This window comes from Lentisphaera marina, from assembly GCF_028745505.1.
Taxonomy (GTDB): Bacteria; Verrucomicrobiota; Lentisphaeria; order Lentisphaerales; family Lentisphaeraceae; genus Lentisphaera; species Lentisphaera marina.
In genome coordinates, this window is record NZ_JAQZZL010000001.1 from 1,743,718 (window position 1) to 1,763,053 (window position 19,336).

19 protein-coding genes are annotated in these 19,336 nt (G+C 36.3%); 9 read left to right on the top strand and 10 right to left on the bottom strand.

The window, feature by feature from the left end; translation table 11 throughout:
* Positions 1–28 precede the first annotated feature (28 nt).
* The 5 genes from PQO01_RS07115 to PQO01_RS07135 all read right to left on the bottom strand — a co-directional run bounded on the left by PQO01_RS07115 (position 29) and on the right by PQO01_RS07135 (position 4,191).
* Positions 29–652, bottom strand: coding sequence for a hypothetical protein (locus PQO01_RS07115; protein WP_274313336.1), 624 nt, complete (start codon positions 650–652; stop codon positions 29–31).
* Between the two features lie 6 nt (positions 653–658).
* Positions 659–2,278: a MobA/MobL family protein gene (locus PQO01_RS07120; RefSeq protein ID WP_274313337.1), complete on the bottom strand. Its 1,620-nt coding sequence runs from the start codon at positions 2,276–2,278 to the stop codon at positions 659–661.
* 127 nt (positions 2,279–2,405) lie between these two features.
* Positions 2,406–2,936, bottom strand: a complete 531-nt coding sequence (locus PQO01_RS07125; RefSeq protein ID WP_274313338.1) for a hypothetical protein — start codon at positions 2,934–2,936, stop codon at positions 2,406–2,408.
* Complete coding sequence (locus tag PQO01_RS07130; RefSeq protein ID WP_274313339.1) at positions 2,933–3,730, bottom strand: hypothetical protein; 798 nt, start codon at positions 3,728–3,730, stop codon at positions 2,933–2,935. Before PQO01_RS07130 ends, PQO01_RS07125 begins: the two co-directional genes overlap by 4 nt.
* A gap of 206 nt (positions 3,731–3,936) precedes the next feature.
* A complete protein-coding gene (locus PQO01_RS07135) occupies positions 3,937–4,191 on the bottom strand; it encodes a helix-turn-helix domain-containing protein (protein ID WP_274313340.1) in 255 nt (84 codons plus the stop codon).
* A 322-nt stretch (positions 4,192–4,513) separates the two neighbouring features.
* Between PQO01_RS07135 and PQO01_RS07140 the strand changes: the two genes are divergently transcribed.
* The gene (locus PQO01_RS07140; RefSeq protein ID WP_274313341.1) at positions 4,514–5,380 is read left to right on the top strand and encodes a hypothetical protein; all 867 of its coding nucleotides are present in this window, start codon (positions 4,514–4,516) and stop codon (positions 5,378–5,380) included.
* On the opposite strand, the gene PQO01_RS07145 is transcribed toward PQO01_RS07140, so the two are convergent.
* Positions 5,375–6,700, bottom strand: coding sequence for a tyrosine-type recombinase/integrase (locus PQO01_RS07145; protein ID WP_274313342.1), 1,326 nt, complete (start codon positions 6,698–6,700; stop codon positions 5,375–5,377). The two genes, PQO01_RS07140 and PQO01_RS07145, sit on opposite strands and share 6 nt — an antisense overlap.
* Positions 6,701–7,269: 569 nt before the next feature.
* Here PQO01_RS07145 and PQO01_RS07150 point away from each other — a divergent pair.
* Positions 7,270–8,391: an acetyltransferase domain-containing protein gene (locus PQO01_RS07150; protein WP_274313343.1), complete on the top strand. Its 1,122-nt coding sequence runs from the start codon at positions 7,270–7,272 to the stop codon at positions 8,389–8,391.
* A 74-nt stretch (positions 8,392–8,465) separates the two neighbouring features.
* Here PQO01_RS07150 and PQO01_RS07155 read toward each other — a convergent pair whose 3' ends face one another.
* The gene (locus tag PQO01_RS07155) at positions 8,466–8,633 is read right to left on the bottom strand and encodes a hypothetical protein (RefSeq protein WP_274313344.1); all 168 of its coding nucleotides are present in this window, start codon (positions 8,631–8,633) and stop codon (positions 8,466–8,468) included.
* Between the two features lie 11 nt (positions 8,634–8,644).
* Positions 8,645–8,791 carry a hypothetical protein gene (locus PQO01_RS07160; RefSeq protein WP_274313345.1) on the bottom strand — a complete coding sequence of 49 codons (147 nt, stop codon included), beginning with the start codon at positions 8,789–8,791 and terminating at the stop codon, positions 8,645–8,647.
* A gap of 263 nt (positions 8,792–9,054) precedes the next feature.
* Between PQO01_RS07160 and PQO01_RS07165 the strand changes: the two genes are divergently transcribed.
* Both PQO01_RS07165 and PQO01_RS07170 read left to right on the top strand, forming a co-directional pair.
* Complete coding sequence (locus PQO01_RS07165; RefSeq protein WP_274313346.1) at positions 9,055–9,639, top strand: IMPACT family protein; 585 nt, start codon at positions 9,055–9,057, stop codon at positions 9,637–9,639.
* A complete protein-coding gene (locus PQO01_RS07170) occupies positions 9,639–10,304 on the top strand; it encodes a hypothetical protein (RefSeq protein ID WP_274313347.1) in 666 nt (221 codons plus the stop codon). Before PQO01_RS07165 ends, PQO01_RS07170 begins: the two co-directional genes overlap by 1 nt.
* A 244-nt stretch (positions 10,305–10,548) precedes the next feature.
* Here PQO01_RS07170 and PQO01_RS07175 read toward each other — a convergent pair whose 3' ends face one another.
* Positions 10,549–11,586 (bottom strand): hypothetical protein, encoded by a 1,038-nt coding sequence (locus tag PQO01_RS07175; protein WP_274313348.1) that lies wholly within the window; start codon positions 11,584–11,586, stop codon positions 10,549–10,551.
* Positions 11,587–11,930: 344 nt separating this feature from the next.
* On the opposite strand from PQO01_RS07175, the gene PQO01_RS07180 reads away from it, so the two are divergent.
* The 5 genes from PQO01_RS07180 (at position 11,931) to PQO01_RS07200 (ending at position 18,087) form a co-directional block, all read left to right on the top strand.
* Positions 11,931–12,917 (top strand): serine/threonine protein kinase, encoded by a 987-nt coding sequence (locus PQO01_RS07180; protein WP_274313349.1) that lies wholly within the window; start codon positions 11,931–11,933, stop codon positions 12,915–12,917.
* Between the two features lie 69 nt (positions 12,918–12,986).
* Complete coding sequence (locus tag PQO01_RS07185; RefSeq protein WP_274313350.1) at positions 12,987–14,201, top strand: DUF1501 domain-containing protein; 1,215 nt, start codon at positions 12,987–12,989, stop codon at positions 14,199–14,201.
* Positions 14,198–15,868 carry a DUF1549 domain-containing protein gene (locus PQO01_RS07190; protein ID WP_274313351.1) on the top strand — a complete coding sequence of 557 codons (1,671 nt, stop codon included), beginning with the start codon at positions 14,198–14,200 and terminating at the stop codon, positions 15,866–15,868. The genes PQO01_RS07185 and PQO01_RS07190 overlap by 4 nt, the downstream gene beginning before the upstream one ends.
* Entirely contained in the window at positions 15,869–17,632 is a 1,764-nt protein-coding gene (locus PQO01_RS07195) for an FHA domain-containing protein (protein ID WP_274313352.1), read from the top strand.
* Entirely contained in the window at positions 17,629–18,087 is a 459-nt protein-coding gene (locus tag PQO01_RS07200; protein ID WP_274313353.1) for a hypothetical protein, read from the top strand. The genes PQO01_RS07195 and PQO01_RS07200 overlap by 4 nt, the downstream gene beginning before the upstream one ends.
* On the opposite strand, the gene PQO01_RS07205 is transcribed toward PQO01_RS07200, so the two are convergent.
* On the bottom strand, positions 18,084–19,253 hold the full coding sequence (locus PQO01_RS07205) for an FHA domain-containing protein (RefSeq protein WP_274313354.1): 1,170 nt from the start codon (positions 19,251–19,253) through the stop codon (positions 18,084–18,086). The genes PQO01_RS07200 and PQO01_RS07205 overlap by 4 nt on opposite strands.
* Positions 19,254–19,336 lie beyond the last annotated feature (83 nt).

Consider the following 19,336-nt stretch of genomic DNA (forward strand, 5'->3'; position numbering starts at 1 on the left):
GTAATATTAATGGTTTTCAATTTAGAGGTTATTGATGTATTACTTCAAACTTTTTAGGTCCAAAAAAACCTTTATATAAGGTGTCTATATTCCAATGCTTGGTATATGATTTTTGGTTGAAGTATATGAATGTTTTCAATTTTAATCCATCAACTGAAATAAAAAGATGTATGCCAGCATTTTTTCCAGAAGACTGTGACCAAGCAATAAAATCAATTTTGAATGAGTACTCGCCCTGTAAAAGACTCGTATTATGATTCCAAGACTCATACTCAGAATATGAGGGATGCTTTTCTTTCATTTTATCCCATGAAATTGCTGTTATCTCTATAAAATCACCCATTGGACGGAAGTATTCAATACCAATGCAAAAGCCTATGTCATCAAAAAAATCATCATATTCTTCTGAAGATTTCAGATATTCAAATTTTGAATCAATTTCAATACAACTCTCTTCATCTAGTAAGGAAAATAATTTAGAGAAAATAATATTTACATCCGAAATACTTTTTGTTCGACGGTTAAGTTTTTGAATCAACAATAATTCTGTTTCAGAGTAGCTTTCTCCGGCATAATCAAAATTTTGGTTAAGAGTGTCTAAATATGGTTCAAGTGGTTTATTATATTCGATCTCGACAATAAAAAGTAACATATTTATTTACATCCTTCTCGATAGAGGTTCTTGGTTTTCTAATTTAGGAGTTAACTGCATGTTCCGAATCGTTTCTTTAGTTTTCAGGGGTGAGGTTGTTCGTTTGATAGGTGTCACATCTATTTCCTCTGCATCTTCGTAAGTGTGAACGTTGAGTTTTAAAGGTTCTATTTCGACTGTTTGTACTGGTGCTAAGTTCTTTTTGATATAAGAAACAATAGTCCCTTCAATCTCTCTAAATGATTGAATGAACTGTTGAAATATCACTGTGTTTTTACTTGAAATTAAGTTTGTCCAGTTATTTGGTCGATTCTTTTTGTGTTGAATTCGACTGTTTCTTGTAACTCCAAGAAAGAAAGATTTAATTCCGTTAGAAAATTGGGTAATTTTTCTAAAATATGTATTTGTGATGAGACTTCTTCGACGCATGTGCTCTGCGGTTCTAAGGTTTCTTGAATCTTTAGTAAAATTTCTTCGTGATTGCTCAAACTTTTCCAGGTCTCTCTGAAACTCCTCCTGAAGTCTTCGTGACTCCCTTCTATCAATTGAATTCTCTGCTGAAGTGATTTTTGATCCTGAATTTTCCTCTTCAATTCGTTGAGGAACTTCTCTGTAAGGATTGGTTGTATGATGTTTATATACGCACTGTGTTCTGTTAACAGCTCCACTAAGTTGTATAATTGGAACTCCTGCGCTGAGTTTTCTCTTTTGAGCTTGTTTATCGTTTTCTCTTGCTGATCCAGTTGATCCTTGACCTCGTTGAATTTCCTGTTGATTAGTGTGCTTAGTTTTGATTCCAGGTTTTTTAGTTCTTGATTCCATTCTTTTTCTTTCTTCCCGAACATTATTAGTCTCCTGATTAATTCTATTTTGTATTCTTTTTATTTCTTGATTTAAATCAAAAATGATTAATTCCTGATGTTTAATTTCCTGTTCGTTATGAGAGTCGATCTTGTAATTATCCAAATCTCCATTGCTCCTTAGGGCCACATACTTTCGGTATCCCAACCTTGCATATTGAGGAACTATATTTTGGTCTTTACAGCTTTTTGAACTCACCGATATGTCTAGGTCTGCGTGTTTATAGGCTGTATTAACAAGTTGTTCCCAAAATAACCTCCAACCTTTTACCTCAGTATGACCCTTGTTGAGATCTCTGTATTTCTTCTTTTGAAAATTCTTTCCATCCTCTTCCCATGCTCTGGAAGTGAAAAGTATATGAACATGGTGATTACGCTCATCTCCAGAAAAATCAGGAGCGTGGACGGCGAGATCAACAGCGCAGTTATATTTTTCTGCAATTGCTTTCCCTAATTTGTAAGCCAAATCGTTTCGGTCATTTTGACTTAATTCGTATGGTAGTCCTGCTTCAATTTCACGAGCAACAATAGCATTTTTTCTTGACTCAGAAGCTTCACTAGCGTTCCATAATTGTTCACGGTTATAGCCATTGTTATTAATTAGAGCTATGTATAAAACATCTGACTTATTACCACGGCGGCAATTTCTGGTTTTGCCATCAGTATAATATTTCAGTTTCTGTCCGGAGCGGTAGGATGCCAAAGCAATAGCATTGGCATTTTCTGAACGTGAATGGGCTTTGATACTGAGATGATATACGGCCATTTTTTTCTCCATTTATGTTGAAGGTTTTGGCGAAATAACGGTTTCAAAAGGCAGAGCCTTTGACCACTCAATCGTTAGATTGGTTAAGTGGGCTTCTTGGACTTACCTGCCTGTATGTAATCTCTGCTTATGGAAAGAAACCAAAGTGGTCGCGAAGTACCACAGCTAGGGCGTCGCTTATGTATATCGGAAGGTTCTCACCAATGAATACTTTGATCTCTCCCGGAGATCCGTAGAGTTGTCGCCTGACAGCAATATCCCCATCCCTGTAAAAGTTTTTGATTTTTTCAAGAGATTGTAAATCTCTTTCAGATAATTGAGTTGAGATATCGAGCTGCTTAGCGAGTTCTTTACATTCAGCCTTATTTAATCGCCTTAAGAAGCTTATATCATCCTCGACTAGCCCTAAGCTAACGAATTTCATCTTATCGCTCGTATCAGCCATGTAATATAGATCCATAATGAGTTCGGGATATTTATCGACTATTTCAGTTGTTTGTATTAGCCCACCCAAAATGTATCGCAGGTTACTTCGAAGATCGCTTTCAAGCTTATTGGTTGTTTTCTTTTTAGATTCCACCTCAGAAAGTAAGCCTTCTAATTTATTTTCCTTTGCTTGTAGTTCAGAACGTAGAGATTCAAGTGATTTAGATTTCATTTTTTACCCACTTCATTTGATAATGCAGCTCTTGATTCAGCTATCATTTGCTGTATTTCTTCAGGAGTAGCTTTTGTCTTTTCTTTTTTAGATTTTTTCCGAGGAGGCGACACAATTTGCTTGTATACTTTTGTAAAAATAGTGGTGGTTACTCTTGTGCCATTGAGTTTATTTGTTACTTGCTGAATTATTTGGGGGTCGCTAAAATTATTTCTTTTCAAAAAATCTGACCAGATAAAAATATCGTCTTTGGAGTTGATTGGTTTAGGATCCAGAGATAGTTCAATCTCTCGAGCTAACAGCTCAAAATTTATGCTGTCACCTGTGTGTGTGTCTATACTCTCACACTCAGTATTGGTAGGATTTTCAGTATTATTATGGTCTGTGGTTTTTTGAACCTTGGATTTTTCAGGCTCGATTTTTTCAGGTTTGGGAATTTCGATTTCGACTCTTTTTTTTCTAGGGTTTTTGATCTTAGTTCTTTTTATATTTTCATACCTCTGTTCAATAGATTTGTCATCATATTCGTAGATGATATAATTGAATTGAGTGTTATTAACTGGCTTCCTAGCAATAAGACCTAGGCTTTTTAGTCCATCAAAACTACTTGTTATAGCTCCCACAGACTCATGAGTTTGTTGAGCGATTTTTTTTAAGTTAAACTTCCAATTTCTTGGTTTACTTTTTACATAGAAGTATAAGAATTTTTCTCCGAAAGTTAAATATCTCGAGTATAAAACAGCATTGTCTGCTTTAGTGAAGGGTCTAGTTTTTTGTGAGTTGTTTTCGCTCATGAAGCCCACCCTGAATTTATCATTTGGGGTGAGTTGATTAGAACACAGTATTGCAGGGAGATTTTAATATTATCAATACAACAGTATTGATTATGCACTATATTCATGGTACATTCCTCTAACATTATATTTAGTAGTGTGATGTTTTAAGCTATTGGCTTAGCTTGATCGGCCGTAGGTGTTACAGCATCTACGGCTTTTTTTTCTCATAAGATTTTCTGAAGTTCAGATTCCATAATCCTATATTTACCAAGGGCATTCTTATGTGCCTTGATTATGCCATTAGCAACCCAGCGATGAACTGTTGCGGGTGAAGCCTCTGCGAGTTTTGCAAATGCTTTTACACTACATGATCTTTCTTTTTTACTTTCGATTTTAGATTCAAGTTCATCAGCAGTCATGCCATTGAAGTGTTCAGCTAATACAGCTGAAGCAGTTTCTAATGCAGCTAAACGTTGCATATAAATCTCCTTTTTAATTAATGAATATTGTGATTTGAACACTTGATAAGGCAATAAAAATTTCATACTTACCAGGTGCTATGCTAATCATATTAAGATATGAATTTTGAGAAATCAACCCATTAAAATAAAAAAAGTAGCATTAAACTTGACAAAGTTAACAAATGAGATAAAGTGAGAAAGAATGAGAAAGCAATAAATCACTCTTCGGTTTAATTGATGATGAATTAATATTAAACTCGAGTTATATCATGATAGATTATAGCTATACATTAAAATGCGTATATAAGACTTTATTTTTAACAAGTAAACTATGAAGTAAATGAAAATCACAGAAGTACATGCAAGAGCCATCGAAGATTGGCTCAAATCAAGTGGTTATTCACAAAGAGCTGCCGCTAAAGTTCTTGGAGTAAGCAACACAGCCATTCACAAGTGGCTAACTCCTGGAGCTGGTTTACATAGAACCCAATGGAACAAACTTCTTACCCATATTGAACCTTTTTTACCTCAAAGTGATGGTTGGGAATCAACTCATAGACTTATTGATAAAATCTCTCAATCACAAAATAGTGGATTAAAAAAGGTTTATATTGATAATTTCCTAAAATCCTTTACAGAGATAAATCAGCGTAGGGAGTTATTAGGAAAAGTAGAGTTAAGTGATTTTTCAGATTTAGTCAATAGTTCCGAGGATGTTACTCATATAGTACTTCCTTACAGGAGTCTGGATAAACCAGAAGCATTTCTTTGGACAGGAAAACAGTGTGCTTATACAACTTTTGTGACTAATGAAAAGGGGGAAGATCATCTAAATCCATATGATATAAAAGCTTTGAAAGAAATAATCTATAAAATGATAAAAATAGGAAGCAACCCTTATCGGACTATATTTTGGCGAGTTCAAGATGATGAAGAATCAATCAGGATTTTTAGATGCGACAAAGCACTACCAACTCAAATAATTCCTCATGTCTATGGGATAGCTCCAGATAGTCGTGATATTAAAGTTTTTGAATTTTGGGAGTCTCTTATAGAGGAGGTCTTTAAAGAGCATAGAGAAGAATTTTTGACTTTTAGAGAAAAAATGATGAGTTATTTTCAAAAACCAAAGGAATATATAAAACTACATCGTGACTTTTTAAAAGATGCAGGTGCTACTGCAGGAAAAATAAAACCGTTTCTATAGTTGATCATCTACAAATTTTTGTATTTCTTTTAAACTCTCATCCTGTTTTAACATTTTGATCAGCTTCATGATTTGAAAAACAGTTTTTGTTTCCGTTTCCTTAGAGTTTCCCTCAAAATCAATTGGGACATAAGAACGTAGTAGGGCACTCTTTTCTTCATCATTATTTAGCATGATATAGTACTGCTCAGTAACTTCGTTTGAATCGGTGAGGTGTCGAGCAATAGAATCAATACTTTTACCAGCTACTGAGAGTTGTGTAGCATATGATTTACGTAGGCTGTGAAAACTTTTTACTGTCTTCCCATCAGAATTACTTATTTCTATGCCACTTGTTTTTAAAAACTTAGTGATTGAGCTTGCCCAATAAGCAGAATTATCTCGTTTAATTAGCTTTGGAGCAAAATTAAAGAGGTAAGTTTCATCGAGAGCTTTTTGTTCTAAACACTCCTGCCTCCATTCTTCAATATGTGGGATTAATTCAGGCGTATAGAAAAGAGCATCTTTAGAATTTTTTCTAGTACGATTTTCTTTACCCCTCATATCGACAAAACAGCCCTCAAAATCAATTTGCGACCATTTGAGTGTCAATACATCAGAAAGTCGAAGCGACGTGTAGAAACCAATATAAAAGGCTATACGCATCCAACCTTTGGCATTATCGCGTATCAATATTAATTCATTTTTAGTGAAAGGTTCTTTGTGAACAGTTTCATCTAAAATTTCGCGCTTAGAAAATAGGGGAACAGATTTAAATGGGTTAGTTTTTAAACCACCTTCAATTTTCAATCGATTGAAAATAGTCGTAAGATCACTGAGGTGTCTATTATAAGTTGACATTGCTCCTTTGAAATCTTTAAAATATTCTCTGACAAGGTAGGGAGAAATTTCATTCATTTTTGAAACGTTTGGGTATTTCTCTTGAAGGAAGTTTAGGAACTTATTCAACCTGCGCTTAACGTCTTTAATTGTCCTAGGAGATAAAGCTGAGGTCGCATTTTTATGACGACGTCCTCCTTTAGATGTGATTTTTAAAACTCTTTCATATTCATCAAAGATCTTGTCTAAGGATAATGATTGATGTCCTGATAGTGCATAGTTAAGTTTTAGTTCTTCTTCTTGGGATTTTTCTAATTTCTCAATCCCTTGGGCAATAGCTTTAGTTTTGTCTTTTTGCCATAGATGTCCATAGAGGTCAAAAGCGAGTTGTTCAGCTTCCTGTTTATTGGTAGTGCCCATCGACTTTCTAATGCGTTTACCTGTGGTCGGCTGATACTCGTAGTACCAGAAATTATTTCTTAAATACAAACTACCTTTCATTAAAAATACCCCTTGTGAGTCAAAATAAAAACTTATGAGAAATTATGTGAGACAATAAAAAAGAACAATACATACCCCTCAAAATACCCCCAAAAAAGGATTTTTGTAGGTTATTTCAGTTTAAAAAATATGTTTTATGCGCTACCAGACTGCGCTACGTTCCGTTAGGTGCATAGAGAATAACGTCGTTTTGGCTTGCGTCAATCGAAGAATTTGAGTTTTTGAAGGATTTTGCTACAGGGGGTACTTTTTCGTCTAATTACAAAGATTTTCAATTTCAGAAGAATTAAATTTTTACTTAGCAATATCAATAAAAGTAATGATCGGAATTAGCAGTTTGTTGTTTGCCGATTGTAGTTTAATTCAAAAGGATGTTATTCGATGAGTTGACTAGCTTGGTCTTAGCAAGTATTTGTTTTGCCAAACAATAAAATGAGTATCCTAATAAATCAGAGTGAGTCTGAGTCATGACTTGCCTATGGCGTTATTTTCACGATTGAATCGTATGGACTCTCGTAAAATATAATTTAGTCGATGGGCTAATTAGTTAAGAAAGGTAGAATAAATTTATGTCAAATTCTAAACGAATTTCATCAATTGATTGGATGCGCGGTTTTGTTATGATCCTAATGTTGGTGGATCATGTGTCGATGGTTTACAATAAGGACCATTTAGCTACAGATTCTGCCATTTCTTATATTCCGGGTTCAGATTTGCCAGGTTTGGAATTTTTTACTCGCTGGCTAGCCCATTTATGTGCTCCTGTATTTGTATTCTTGGCAGGAACTGCCATGGCTCTCAGTATCGAGCGTAAGGTAGCTAAAGGCATAGAGTTATCTCAGATTGACAAAGATATACTGATTCGAGGGGCTTTTATAGCTATCTTGGACCCCACCTTGATTTCCTTATTTGCAGGCAAGTTTTTATTTCAGGTACTCTATGCCATTGGGTTGGCAATGATGTGTATGGCCTTTTTAAGGCGCCTCTCAAGTAAACTTTTGCTAATCTTAGCTTTATCTTGGTTTGCTTTTGGTGAGTTGCTCAATGGAGTTTATTTCCCTCCAGGAGAAGGAGCCCAGTCGATTTTTAATGCTTTTTTATTCTCTAGCTATACGTCGACTAATTTAGTTATTAAATATCCCTTGTTGCCTTGGTTGGCCATTATGATTTTGGGTTGGGTCTTTGGTCGTTATCTATTGGATCATAAAGAGGGGAAGAACTCAGTGGGACCAGTTAAACTATTGCTTTCCTTAGGTGTAGTTTCCTTGTTGGCTTTCGGAGCTCTGCGTTACTTAAACGGCTACGGCAATATGTTTTTATTGAGAGAAGACAATAGCTGGCAGCATTGGTTACATGTCAGTAAATATCCACCGTCAGCGACTTACACATTGTTGGAACTCGGTTTAATGATGGTGCTAATGGCCTTAATGATATGTGTAGAACGACTTATAGGAACGCGGCAAAATGGTCTTTTATTGGTCTTAGGTCAGACGGCAATGTTCTTCTATTTAGTTCATCGTTTAGTCTTGGTTGGTGTGGCAAATTTATTTGATCTTTATCAAGTTTCTGGCTTATACACTACATATATCATAAGTGCAGTCTTTTTAGCCATTCTTTACCCTCTGTGTATTTGGTATCGATCTTATAAAGCCAAGAATGTCAAAAAATCTGTTTATTTGAAGTACCTCTAAATAGCGAAGCCGATGATTGTTTCAATAGTTTACAACTTTGAGAAGGGAACGCAATAGGGGCTATAAGAACGGGTCTAACAACCTTTAATAAAAACAATGGTGAGGCCAATCATAAAGATGCCACCGATGACAGACTTAGTCCCGTCGTGTTTCTGAAAAGCTTTAGGGTCGTGTTTCTCCGAAGGTTTCTTTAACGTGAAGAGGTGCAAGACAATTGCAATGATAATTAGTATCCAACCCACAATTCAATTCCTTAGTTATTTTTCTTTTTTCTGGCTTCTTCTTTTTTTGCTAAACTCAAACAACGGCCACAGATGTTTTGATTTGGAAGGGCTAAATGATTACATTCTTTTTCAACACCCGATTTGGATACTTTTATGTTTTGGCAATACTTAGACATTTATCTTCCTTTGGTTTAAGTGCTTAGCGGCATTGATGAACGGTGGTTCGGGACTTTAGCGCTATTAATTAGCAGAGATTAGTTGTGATTATATACACAGAATAAAATTGAGCAAGTTAGGTGCCTGATAAAGATTTTAGTTCAAGGCTTAGTATAAGGGATGTGGATGGAATAAAGTGGGAGACAAAAGTCATCTGTGATGAGTCATGCTTGTATTCAAATCATCAGCTCTTATTGTGGGCGAAAGATAAAAAGAGAAAAGTTTGTTTACGCTTAAATCCCCTTGCGAATTTCATTTAGAAGTCAAAAAGAGTCGTTTCATTGCCTTGGCATCACCAGTTGTAGATGTTCAGCAGGCCTTGGATTTTTTCGAGAACAATAATGTTGCTAGTGCGCGGCATAATTGTTGGGCGTATAAGGTGGGGAATGATTATCGCTTTAATGATGATGGTGAGCCTTCAGGTACAGCTGGGAAGCCAATTCTTGCAGCTATTGAATATGCGGACTTGACTAATGTGGCGATCTTAGTTATTCGTTGGTTCGGGGGGATTAAGTTGGGTACAGGAGGATTATGTCGAGCCTATGGAGGAAGTGCTTCTGAATGCTTGAAGCTTGGTGAGTTCGTTGAGCTGCGTTCATTTAAATCGTTTGAGTTTAAAATTAGTTTTGATTTTTCTGCTCAGATCCATCATGTTTTTAAAACTTATCCTCCGGAATGCGCTGAGGAAACTTATCTAGCTGATGGAATTCAATGGCTAGTGAAATTAGATGAGGCTTTGGTGAAGGACTTTAAAAATGAACTTAATCAATTGAGTCGTGGAAAAATCAATATATTGGAAGTTTTATAGTGAAGGCTTTGTTGCGCGAAGTTAAGCATGCTTTGAAGCTTAATCTGAAACCGGGGCTGGCTCTACAGGTCGTGGCAGTGAGCTTGGTTTTAGCTTATTATAACTCTGCATATGTTCAAGAGAAATTAGTGGCATTGACGGATCTGAAAGTTCTGAATCCGTATTTATTTTCTGGCTTATCAACGGCACTCTTTGCAGGCGGATTACCCTATGTTATTTTGAGTTTGAGTAAGCGTGTGACTTTCAATATTAATGTGCTGATTTTTATGTTACTGTTTTGGTTTTGGAAAGGGACTGAGATTGAATTCTTTTACTCATTTCAAGCGAAGCTTTTTGGTGCTTCAGGTGAGGTAAGTGTCATTATTAAAAAAGTACTTTTTGATCAATTTGTTTTTAGCACTTTTTACGCGGTGCCCTGTATTGTTATAGTTTATATTTGGAAAGATGCGAACTTTTCATTTCGTCATTGGAAAGTAGGAATAAATTCACGGCTGTTTAAAGTGCGAATTCCCACAGTCTTGGTATCAAATTGGTTTGTTTGGATCCCCGCTTGTGCGGTTATCTACTCTATGCCTACGGCATTGCAGGTTCCTCTTTCCAATATTATTGGCTGTTTTTATGTATTGATGATTGAAGTCCTTTGTAAACCCAAAGATTCAGCTTGAATGATGGCGCGATTGTAAAGCTTATATAAGCCTTTATGTGAGCTGAGTTAGTAAGGGGAGCTTAGATCCAAGTGTGTCGAGTGATTTGCAGGGGCTCTGTATTGCTTTAATAAAAGAATATGGCTGTATAATAAAAGAGTCCCTGATATGTATCGGGGACTCTTTAGATCTTGATTGTTTGATGAGAAATTAATCTTAGAAAAGATGAGTGAAGATTTCTTTGTGGACGGTCTTAGGAAGTCCTTTACTTCACTGTGTGGCTATGTGGCACTAAGTCGATTTTTAAATTCTTGGACATTCCGGATAATTTGCCGCTGGGAGATAGGAAGAGAGTGAAATACTCTCTTTGGATGTAGGGACGGATTTTTTGGAAAAAGGGATCTATAGGAGAGCTATAGAGTTCAATGGCATCAACCTTGTAGTTGATATTGCTTCTATTAGCAGGTCTTATTTCAGTTAAATATGTGCCTTTGAGCATTATTTTTAAATCGGTATTTTCATCAAAAACAATAAGAGCTTCAGACGATCTTAAGAGTTTATGTTGCTTGCCCATTGTGACGGTGATCTCTTTTTTGAGTTCAGGAGTAAGGGTGAGGGTTCCTTTGTAAACTTTTCCTGTTCTCACGGTGTTTAAAACATTGTCGTTGTGTTTTTTAGCAACTGCAAAATCTTTCATGAAAGTGTCGATAGCATTGTCAGCTTCTGTTGATCCAACGAGCAAGTAAGCTTCGCCAAATTTACTTTGTGCGTAACCTTGATTTATGTGGCCACGATCAATTTTATGATCTTTGAATACCATTTTTTCGCCGCTCTTTCTATATATAAGAGAGCCTTGAATAGCCGTTTTATCACCTTTGACGGCGACTTTTTTATAGAAGGTGTAGGGAGTCTTTTTCAATTGAGCAAATTCGTTAGTCCAACCTTTTTCTTTTAGTACTTGCATGAATAATACTGATTTATCAACATTGTAATAGTCTTCTTTGTAGGCCAGCTCATTTAAATATTGAATTTTTACGTAATCACCAAACTTTTCATTGTTGGCTTCTTCGGCGGTAAATTCGTATTCACCTGGAACGACAAGTTTTGGGAGTTGAGCGTTGATGTATTTAATAGCTTCTTCTTTGTCGAAAAGAATTTTCTCTGGAGTTGTCTTTTCACCTTCAGGAGATTCGCTTGATCCAGTGGTTTGTTGAACTTTGCTTTTAAGTTTTTGAACTTGTTCTGAGTCACAACTAAAAAGTAAGAATAATATGGAGAGGATGAGTGATAATTGACGTTTCACGGTGAGTACCTAAAGTTTCATGTTTTATTATGCCTCAATTTAGTCTGTTAAAATTGAAATCACAACAAAAGCTCAAGTGTGAATAGGTCTAAATTCTTTAAAAATTCTTTAAAAAGCGTGAGATCTTCATATACATGCCTGTATGTAATTCTTATGCTCTTAATTTATGTGGGGCTAATTTTATGTTTTTGACTATGTTGAGCTGAGGATTGTGCTTTTTTTTTGTTAAAATCCAAGCTTTTCATACTTTAGATTCTTGAGTTTGAATCATGGAGTATAGAAATATAGATATATGCATTTAAATTAGTGCTCCCTTAATTCGTTAACTAGAAAGAAGCTTTTTTATGGAAGGTTACAGAACTACTGCTCTGTCAGACGATGAGCTCAAGCGTTTTGAAGATGGCTTAGCAAAATGTATGTCATGTCATGAGTGGTGTGACATGGAAGGTTATGAACCTTTAAAAGAATATGAATGTCAAAATTGTGGCGAAAATGTCTTCATGCCTATGAGGATAACAGAATTTTGGCTTTACGATGTGACCGGAGAAGGGGGCATGGGGCGTGTGTACATGGCACAGAAGTATGATGATCCCAAGTTATATGCGATAAAACTTTCTGATTATACTGATGAATGCGAATTTCGTTTCCAAAGCCTTTTGTATGAAGGTGACGTAGTAATGAGCTTTGATCACCCGCACATTGCGACTGCCTACAGGTTTGGTTATAAGAGTGGTAAAGCCTTCTTATTAATGGATTACGTTCCAGGTTATACTTTAGAGCAAATAGCGAAAGGTTTTGAGTTTACCGAGTTAGAGCTTTATTCATGGATGATGCAACTCGTGGATGCACTTCGTTACATGGCACAGTCTGGTTTTATCTACCGAGATTTAAAACCGCAAAATGTCATTGTCAGAGGTGAGAACTTAACTTTAGTAGACTTTGGTTTAGCAATACACAAAGGTGAACAAGAAATTGATGATGACAATTTAATTGGCTCACCATCTTATATACCACCAGAGCGAATTAAGGGGATAGTTGAGGACGAGCGTTCAGATATGTATGCCTTGGGAATGGTTTTCTACTATGTTGTCAATGGGCAGAACTATTTTGATGGACCTAACGAAGAAATTGTCGAAGGTCACATGCATCCTTATCGCTACCCAATTCAAGAATTAAATGATTACCTTCCTGAGGGGCTTTGTATTTTGATTGACAATCTAATTGCCCACGAAATGGAAGATCGTTATCAAACTTATGATGAATTGTATAACGATATCAACTTTTTGTATGAAGAGGCAGTCAAAGCCGAGGAAGAAGAAGCCGAGGCTTAATTAAGGTATTGCACAATAAATTATGTCTTAGTGACGTTTCTGGTCATAGAATTAATAATTGTGGTGCTTATGGATATAGATCGAAGAACTTTCTTAAATGGCGGAAGCCTAGCTTTATCTAGTTTATTATTTGCGAACTCCGCAGAAGCTAGAGCTAAACGCGGACCCTCATTACGTCATTTTATTTATGTTAATTTACGAGGTGGCCCCTCGCAAATGGATACTTTTGATGCCAAGCCAAATCATGTTAATGGTGGTGGGCTTAAGTGCGTAAAGACGGCAATGAACAATGTTTATTTTAGCGAGCATTTTGAAGGTCTTGCCGATTTTTCAAAAAACATGGCCCTAGTGCACACTAGTTCCAGAATTGGGGCTCATGAATTGGGGAGATATTACGTTGGGACAGGGGGCTTCTTGCCTAATCCCGCACAAGTACAGCCGGGCTTATGTTCAGTGGCAGCTTGGGCATTATCTCAAGAAGAACAATCCGATTTACCCAAAGTTGTATCCTTGGGTGGTTCCTTATCGGCAGGTTTTTTAGGGAATGAATTCAGCCCTTATAGTATGAGACCGGGACAGAATAAGTTGAAAGTAGATGAAGATTGGCGACAGCGTTTATTGCGATCTGAATCATTAAGAGATGAGTACATGAAGCACTCAGCTAGTTCTCATATTGATCAGGTTAAAGAAGAACTTCGTCATGGACGAAAGGCGACTCAATTAACTTTAGGTATATCAAATAGGGTGTTTGAATTGGATGGGGAGAGTCCAAAAACAATGGCATCTTATGGGAAAGGTATAGGTCAAAGTTTTTTACAAGCTCGCCGATTGATTCAAGCAGGAGTACCCTCGATCGAAATCCCCTATGGTGGCTGGGATACTCACCAGAATAATCAGGAACGCTGTAAAAATCTATCAGAACCTCTTAATCAAGGCCTATGTCAATTACTGAAAGAATTAAAGGTGATGGGGCTATTAGAAAGAACAATGATAATGATTGCAGGGGATTTCGGAAGAACCCCTAGAATTAATGAAAATTCCGGTCGTGATCATTACCCAATGAACACTCCAGTTTTACTAATTGGTGGGTCTTTGTCAGGGCAGCATATCGGTCAAAGTTCTGATGATGGTATGAGTCTAGAGAAAGCTGTTACGATGGGTGAATTTAGTTACTCGCTGTTTAGACACTTAGGATTTAATCCCAATGAACCGTATATGCATAAAAGCGGGCGTCCATTAGATTTATGCCCATCAAAAAGTGGTATTGATGAGCTTTTAGCATGAGGTACTTTTGTTTAATATTAATCGTATTGAATTTTATACTCAATGCAAAAGAAGAGAGTGCAGATCGTTTAGTTAGACGTTTGTATTTGGATACGCAAAATCGTTTGCCAAATGTAGCGGAATACTATTCAGCTAAAGACAAAATACAAAAAGGTCAGTACGAAAATTTAGTAAATGACTTAATTAAAACAGATGATTTTAAAGAGAATTTAGCAGCAAAAATTGTTAATCACTATGCGCCAAGTAGAAAGGATCGGGACCAACACCCTTTAATTTACAGGCAATTACAGGCATATATTAAAGATAATTATGCGAGTTCCAAAGATGATTTTCGGAAGTTTATTAAAGATATGATGAGTGCTGATGGTATATCCGCTAGAAATCCTATGGTCCTTTTTTACACAGGTGAGGAAGATTCGAAAATGATGGCAGGGCGATTTACTGAAAATGTCTGGGGGATTACAATTGCCTGTGCAGAGTGCCATGATCATAAGTACTACCCTGAGTTGAAGCATAAGAATTTTTGGTCGATGGCGACACTTTTCGAAGGGATGGATAAGCGCTATGTCAAAACGGATAAAGAGTTACGAGCACTCAAGAAGCAAATTGCCAAAAGCTATAAGAATCAATCTGCATTGGGAGAGGAGTACAAAGATGTGTTAGATTGGATTTCCTTGGAAGAGAAAGGTGAAAATATATATGATGAAATGTCTTATGAGCAGAGTCGAGGACAGCAATTAAATATGAAGTTTGAAATGGACCAGATGAGTTCAGATAAAGCTTTGCTAGCACCGCAATTATATATTTTTGAAAAAGAAAGAAGATTGACACACCTAAAACTAGAATATGTGGCTGAGGAAAAAAAATACACAGCTCGACCACGCTTGTTATTTGGCCCAGATAGAGCTTTGCATATAACTAAGAGTGCACGGACCTACTTAGCGGAATGGATGGCCTATAAAAAACCTTTATACTTTTCTAGGGCGACGAGTAATTGGGTGGCTCATTGGTTGATAGGTAGAGGCATAGTTATGCCGGCAAATGATGTTTACGGAGCCAATCACGATAATGGGAAGAGATTGGATGCTTATGCGAAGAAGTTCGTTGAGAGTAAATTTGATTTACATACTTTAGTGAAAAGCTTTCTCATATCAGATATCTATAAGATGTCTTCATCAGAAAAGTCAGATGAAGAGGGTTTTATTTACTTTACTAGTCGAAAAATAAGACATTTGAATGGTGAGCAGGTTTTGAATGTATTAATGAATGACCAAATGAGTCAATTAAAGGAAAAAGAAAATTGGCCATCATTATATTCACTAGAGAGAAAAAAAGAGCAGTACATAGATCAGTTATTCCCAAGTTCATTATCTGATTCAGAAGCTTTTTATCGTGGGACTTTATCTCAAGCACTATTTTTGACGAGTAATGATGCGGCTCTCGATTTTATCGACTCTAAGGCAAGATATTGGTATGAAGAAGCTCAGAAAAAGGATTTTGAACTTTTTATCAATGATTTCTTTATCCATTATTATACGCGTCTACCCACAGAGCGAGAAAAACTGTTTTTTGAAAACAAAATTGATCCTAAACTTAGTTATATGGACTCTGGGATTTTTGAGATGACTTGGACAATTGTAAATTCACCTGAATTCAGAGTCTATTAAATGAAAATTCACTTTAAGGAAGGGAGCTTAAAAGGGAAGACTCTCAGTTTTGATCAAGCTTCCATCGTAATTGGGCGCAGTAGTTCTTGTACACTAGTCATTAATGACCCAAAGTTAAGTGCATGTCATTTGGAATTAAGTCAGCATGACGATGATGTATGGTTGGAGGACTTAGAGAGTCATAATGGTGTTTTTCTAAATGGACAGAGAATTCGACAATCTAGTCGTGTTGAGTTGGGGGATGAAATTACGCTTGCTAGTGAAGTTTTTTCTTTGGTTGAAATTCCTTTAAAAAAGGAAGTCCAAGAAAAAAGCTTACTTTCATTAGAGGATATGGGCTCAGGTAATAAATCTATAGAAGAAGATTGTAAGGATGGGGTAGAATCGATAGGAGCTGAGGATATAAAGATTCCGAAAGCATTAAGTGTGGTGCTTATATGTATCTTTTTCTTAGGGTCTTTAAGTCTTTTTTTTTATGAATCTCCGAGTGATGACTCAGTGAAAGTTGAAAAAGTTCACGATTCTCCCGCTGTGATTAATGATGAAGTGCTTCCAGATGAGCCAGAGAATTTAGAAGAAATAGTCGAGGTAGACTTACTAGAGTTAAATATCAATTCTGATATTCCTGGAGTGAAGCTCGAAATTAATGGGGTGCATCGAGGAGAGTTGCCCCTAAAACTAAAAGATTTAGAAAGTGCTTTTTATTATGTGACCGTTTATAAACGAGCTTACCATAAACAGGAGTTTTTAATAGATCTGCGATCTTCGCAAAGTCTAAATATAGATTTACAGAGGGACGAGAACTATGTAGATTTTCAAACGACTCCCCCAGGGGCAAGCCTAAGTTATAAGGGGGAAGTTTTAGCGAAGAGCCCATCTTTTATTAGAAGAGATCTTTTAAAAGCTAAGCAATTGATCATGAGCTTAGATAATTATTCATCATTCACCGTCGGACTAGATGATCTAGCCTCACATTATGAATTTAATCCAGAGCATTGTTCCTTATCAATAGATTTGCCAGAAGTTGATTGTGAGGTGAACCTAAATGGTAAAGTTATTGATTCGAAGAACTCTTTTATTAAGTTAGAAAAATTAATTGCGGGAGAATACTTCCTGTCTATAAACGTTAAGGGAAGCAAGGTTAAAGAGGAGCATGATCTCATTATCAAAGCAGGTGAAGATAGGCTTATTAAAAGTGGATTTTATGTCATTAGTCATCGCTTGAAATTAAGTTCAGGAGAAGAATACTTTGGTATGTTAGTAGATGAGGGTTTTAAAGGTTTAAACTTCACCTTGGAAACTGGGGAGACTAAATTCTTTGATTCGGCCCAAATTTTATCATGTGAACCATCTTCTGAAGCAGAAAGCCTTGGGATATCTAAAGGTATAAAAGTGGTCAAGAAAAAAATATTGCCTTTAAATGAAAATATCTGGAAACCTAAAAGATATAAGGGGCCAGAAAGGAAGCCAGATATTAAGAAATTTACTCTTAATGAAATTCTATCAGATAAAGAGCAGATGGATTTGTTGAGTTTTTTTGAAAAATATGGGAACACATACTTAGAAGTGAGCGGTGAAGTGACGGCTATTAGTAGTAATGAAGATTGGCATACACTTCGTTTAGCTAATGAGCTTGAGTGTTTCTTTGAAGGTCAGAGTAATGATTTATCTAGATATGGTAAAAACATAGTTGTTCGTGGGTGGTCGCTTGGTGTGAGGGGCCTGGATATGTTGGTGTTGAGTGAATGTGAGTTTGTAGAATGAGAGTGTTAAGTGTTTTATTTTTGTTTGTCGGTATTTACCTGCATGCCGATATAAGGTTTTCGGGTATGGATTTTTCTGCGAAAAATCACTTACATATTCTGCGTTTAGATAACCCTGCTAATTTACCAAAATTCATGCCTCCCTCTAAGATTCGAGAAAATCATTCTAAGGCTTTTAATTTTGATTATGAATTATGCAAAAAACTGTATGTGTTGAAAAAGCAGAAATTAGAAAATCGCCTTGCCTATATTTCGAGACTTGATGAAACCACAGCGAATCAATATGCAGAGTCTTTAACAGGGGAGAACAATAGCTCTACGCTTAAAAAGCTTATCTTAGATATAAAAGTCGAAATAGTGGAAATAGATAAGCAGTTGAAGCAACTAGAACTCTATAAGAAGAAGTATATCATTTCTCCCAAAGCTCATTTAAAGATTATTTATCGCAGGGATTAAAAATTCTGTTTAATATTCTCAGTAAGCATTTTTAGGGCGGCATTACATTCAGAAACACGCTCTTGGAAAACAGCAGAATCAGAACTCGTACCACCTGCAATGTGTTCAGAAGTATCTGCTAAATAATCGCGGATTTTTTGCATCTCCTCTTTGAGGTTAGCAAAATAATTTTTAAAACCATCTACATCAGATTTAGCTTCATCATTCATCATGGTTCTAACAAGGTGATGAGAAGAGATTTTTCTCATGGATTGTAAGGAAGATGAAATACCAGATGGAAGGGGGGTCGTACTGAGGGTTTTATCGGCATAAATTATGCCTATGAGTTCTCTTTCTCCGGCTTCGTTTTTAACTGTGAGAGGTAGGCAAATGACTGTTTTGATATTAAAATTGGCCATTGAGACGGTAGAATTGACTTCTTTGTCAGCGTCTTGGATAAAAACAGAGCCTTGGTTCTCTAATACCTTAGTCATTATTGAGCGAGAAATACTGAAGTCTTCTTCTTCAATAATTGAGAAATCAGAGTTCTTGGCAATGACTTCTTTTACTTTGAGTTGGTCATCTTCACTATTAACTTGGAAAGCATAGGCTCTGTCGAGCTCGGTGATCCTAAGCACAGTATCTATGGCAAATGAAAAGATATCTGCAGATGAGGTTAAGTTGATAACTTCTCTTTTAAAAGCAATAATATGGAGGAGTCGGGAAACCGTAGGATTGATGGCCTTTTCAGCCAATTGTTTCAGAGCAAAATTTTGGCCTTCGGAAAATGATTCATGACCATTGAAATAGGTAATCGTAAGTTCTTCGTCACCAATTTTTAAAGTTGATCCATCATTTAGAGCCTGTTTCATATTGGGACGAACTTGTTGACCACCAATAAAGATTGGAGTAGCTGCCTTTGGTAGCGTAAGGTAAAATAAGCCTTTCACAAAGTCCAGTTTACAGTGATGGTCTTGGATCTTGTTAGTTGGTATTAATACATCATCAGCAGGAGCAGCACCAAGGTAAAGGCTTTTAGGAAATAAGGCCCACAAAAAATCTTTAGGAAAAGACCCTTGGCCATTAGAAATTAATGCAGCCGCAGCTCCCACTTTTTTGCATTTAGCGCAGTGGGTTTGAGCAATTGGATTGCTGAATCCACACGAAAAACAGTTGTACGATTCCATTGTTATAGTATTCTCCCTTAGTGATCTCTGTGACCTATAGAACTGCTGATCATTTTATCTTAAAATTTTAGAAGTACAATTGG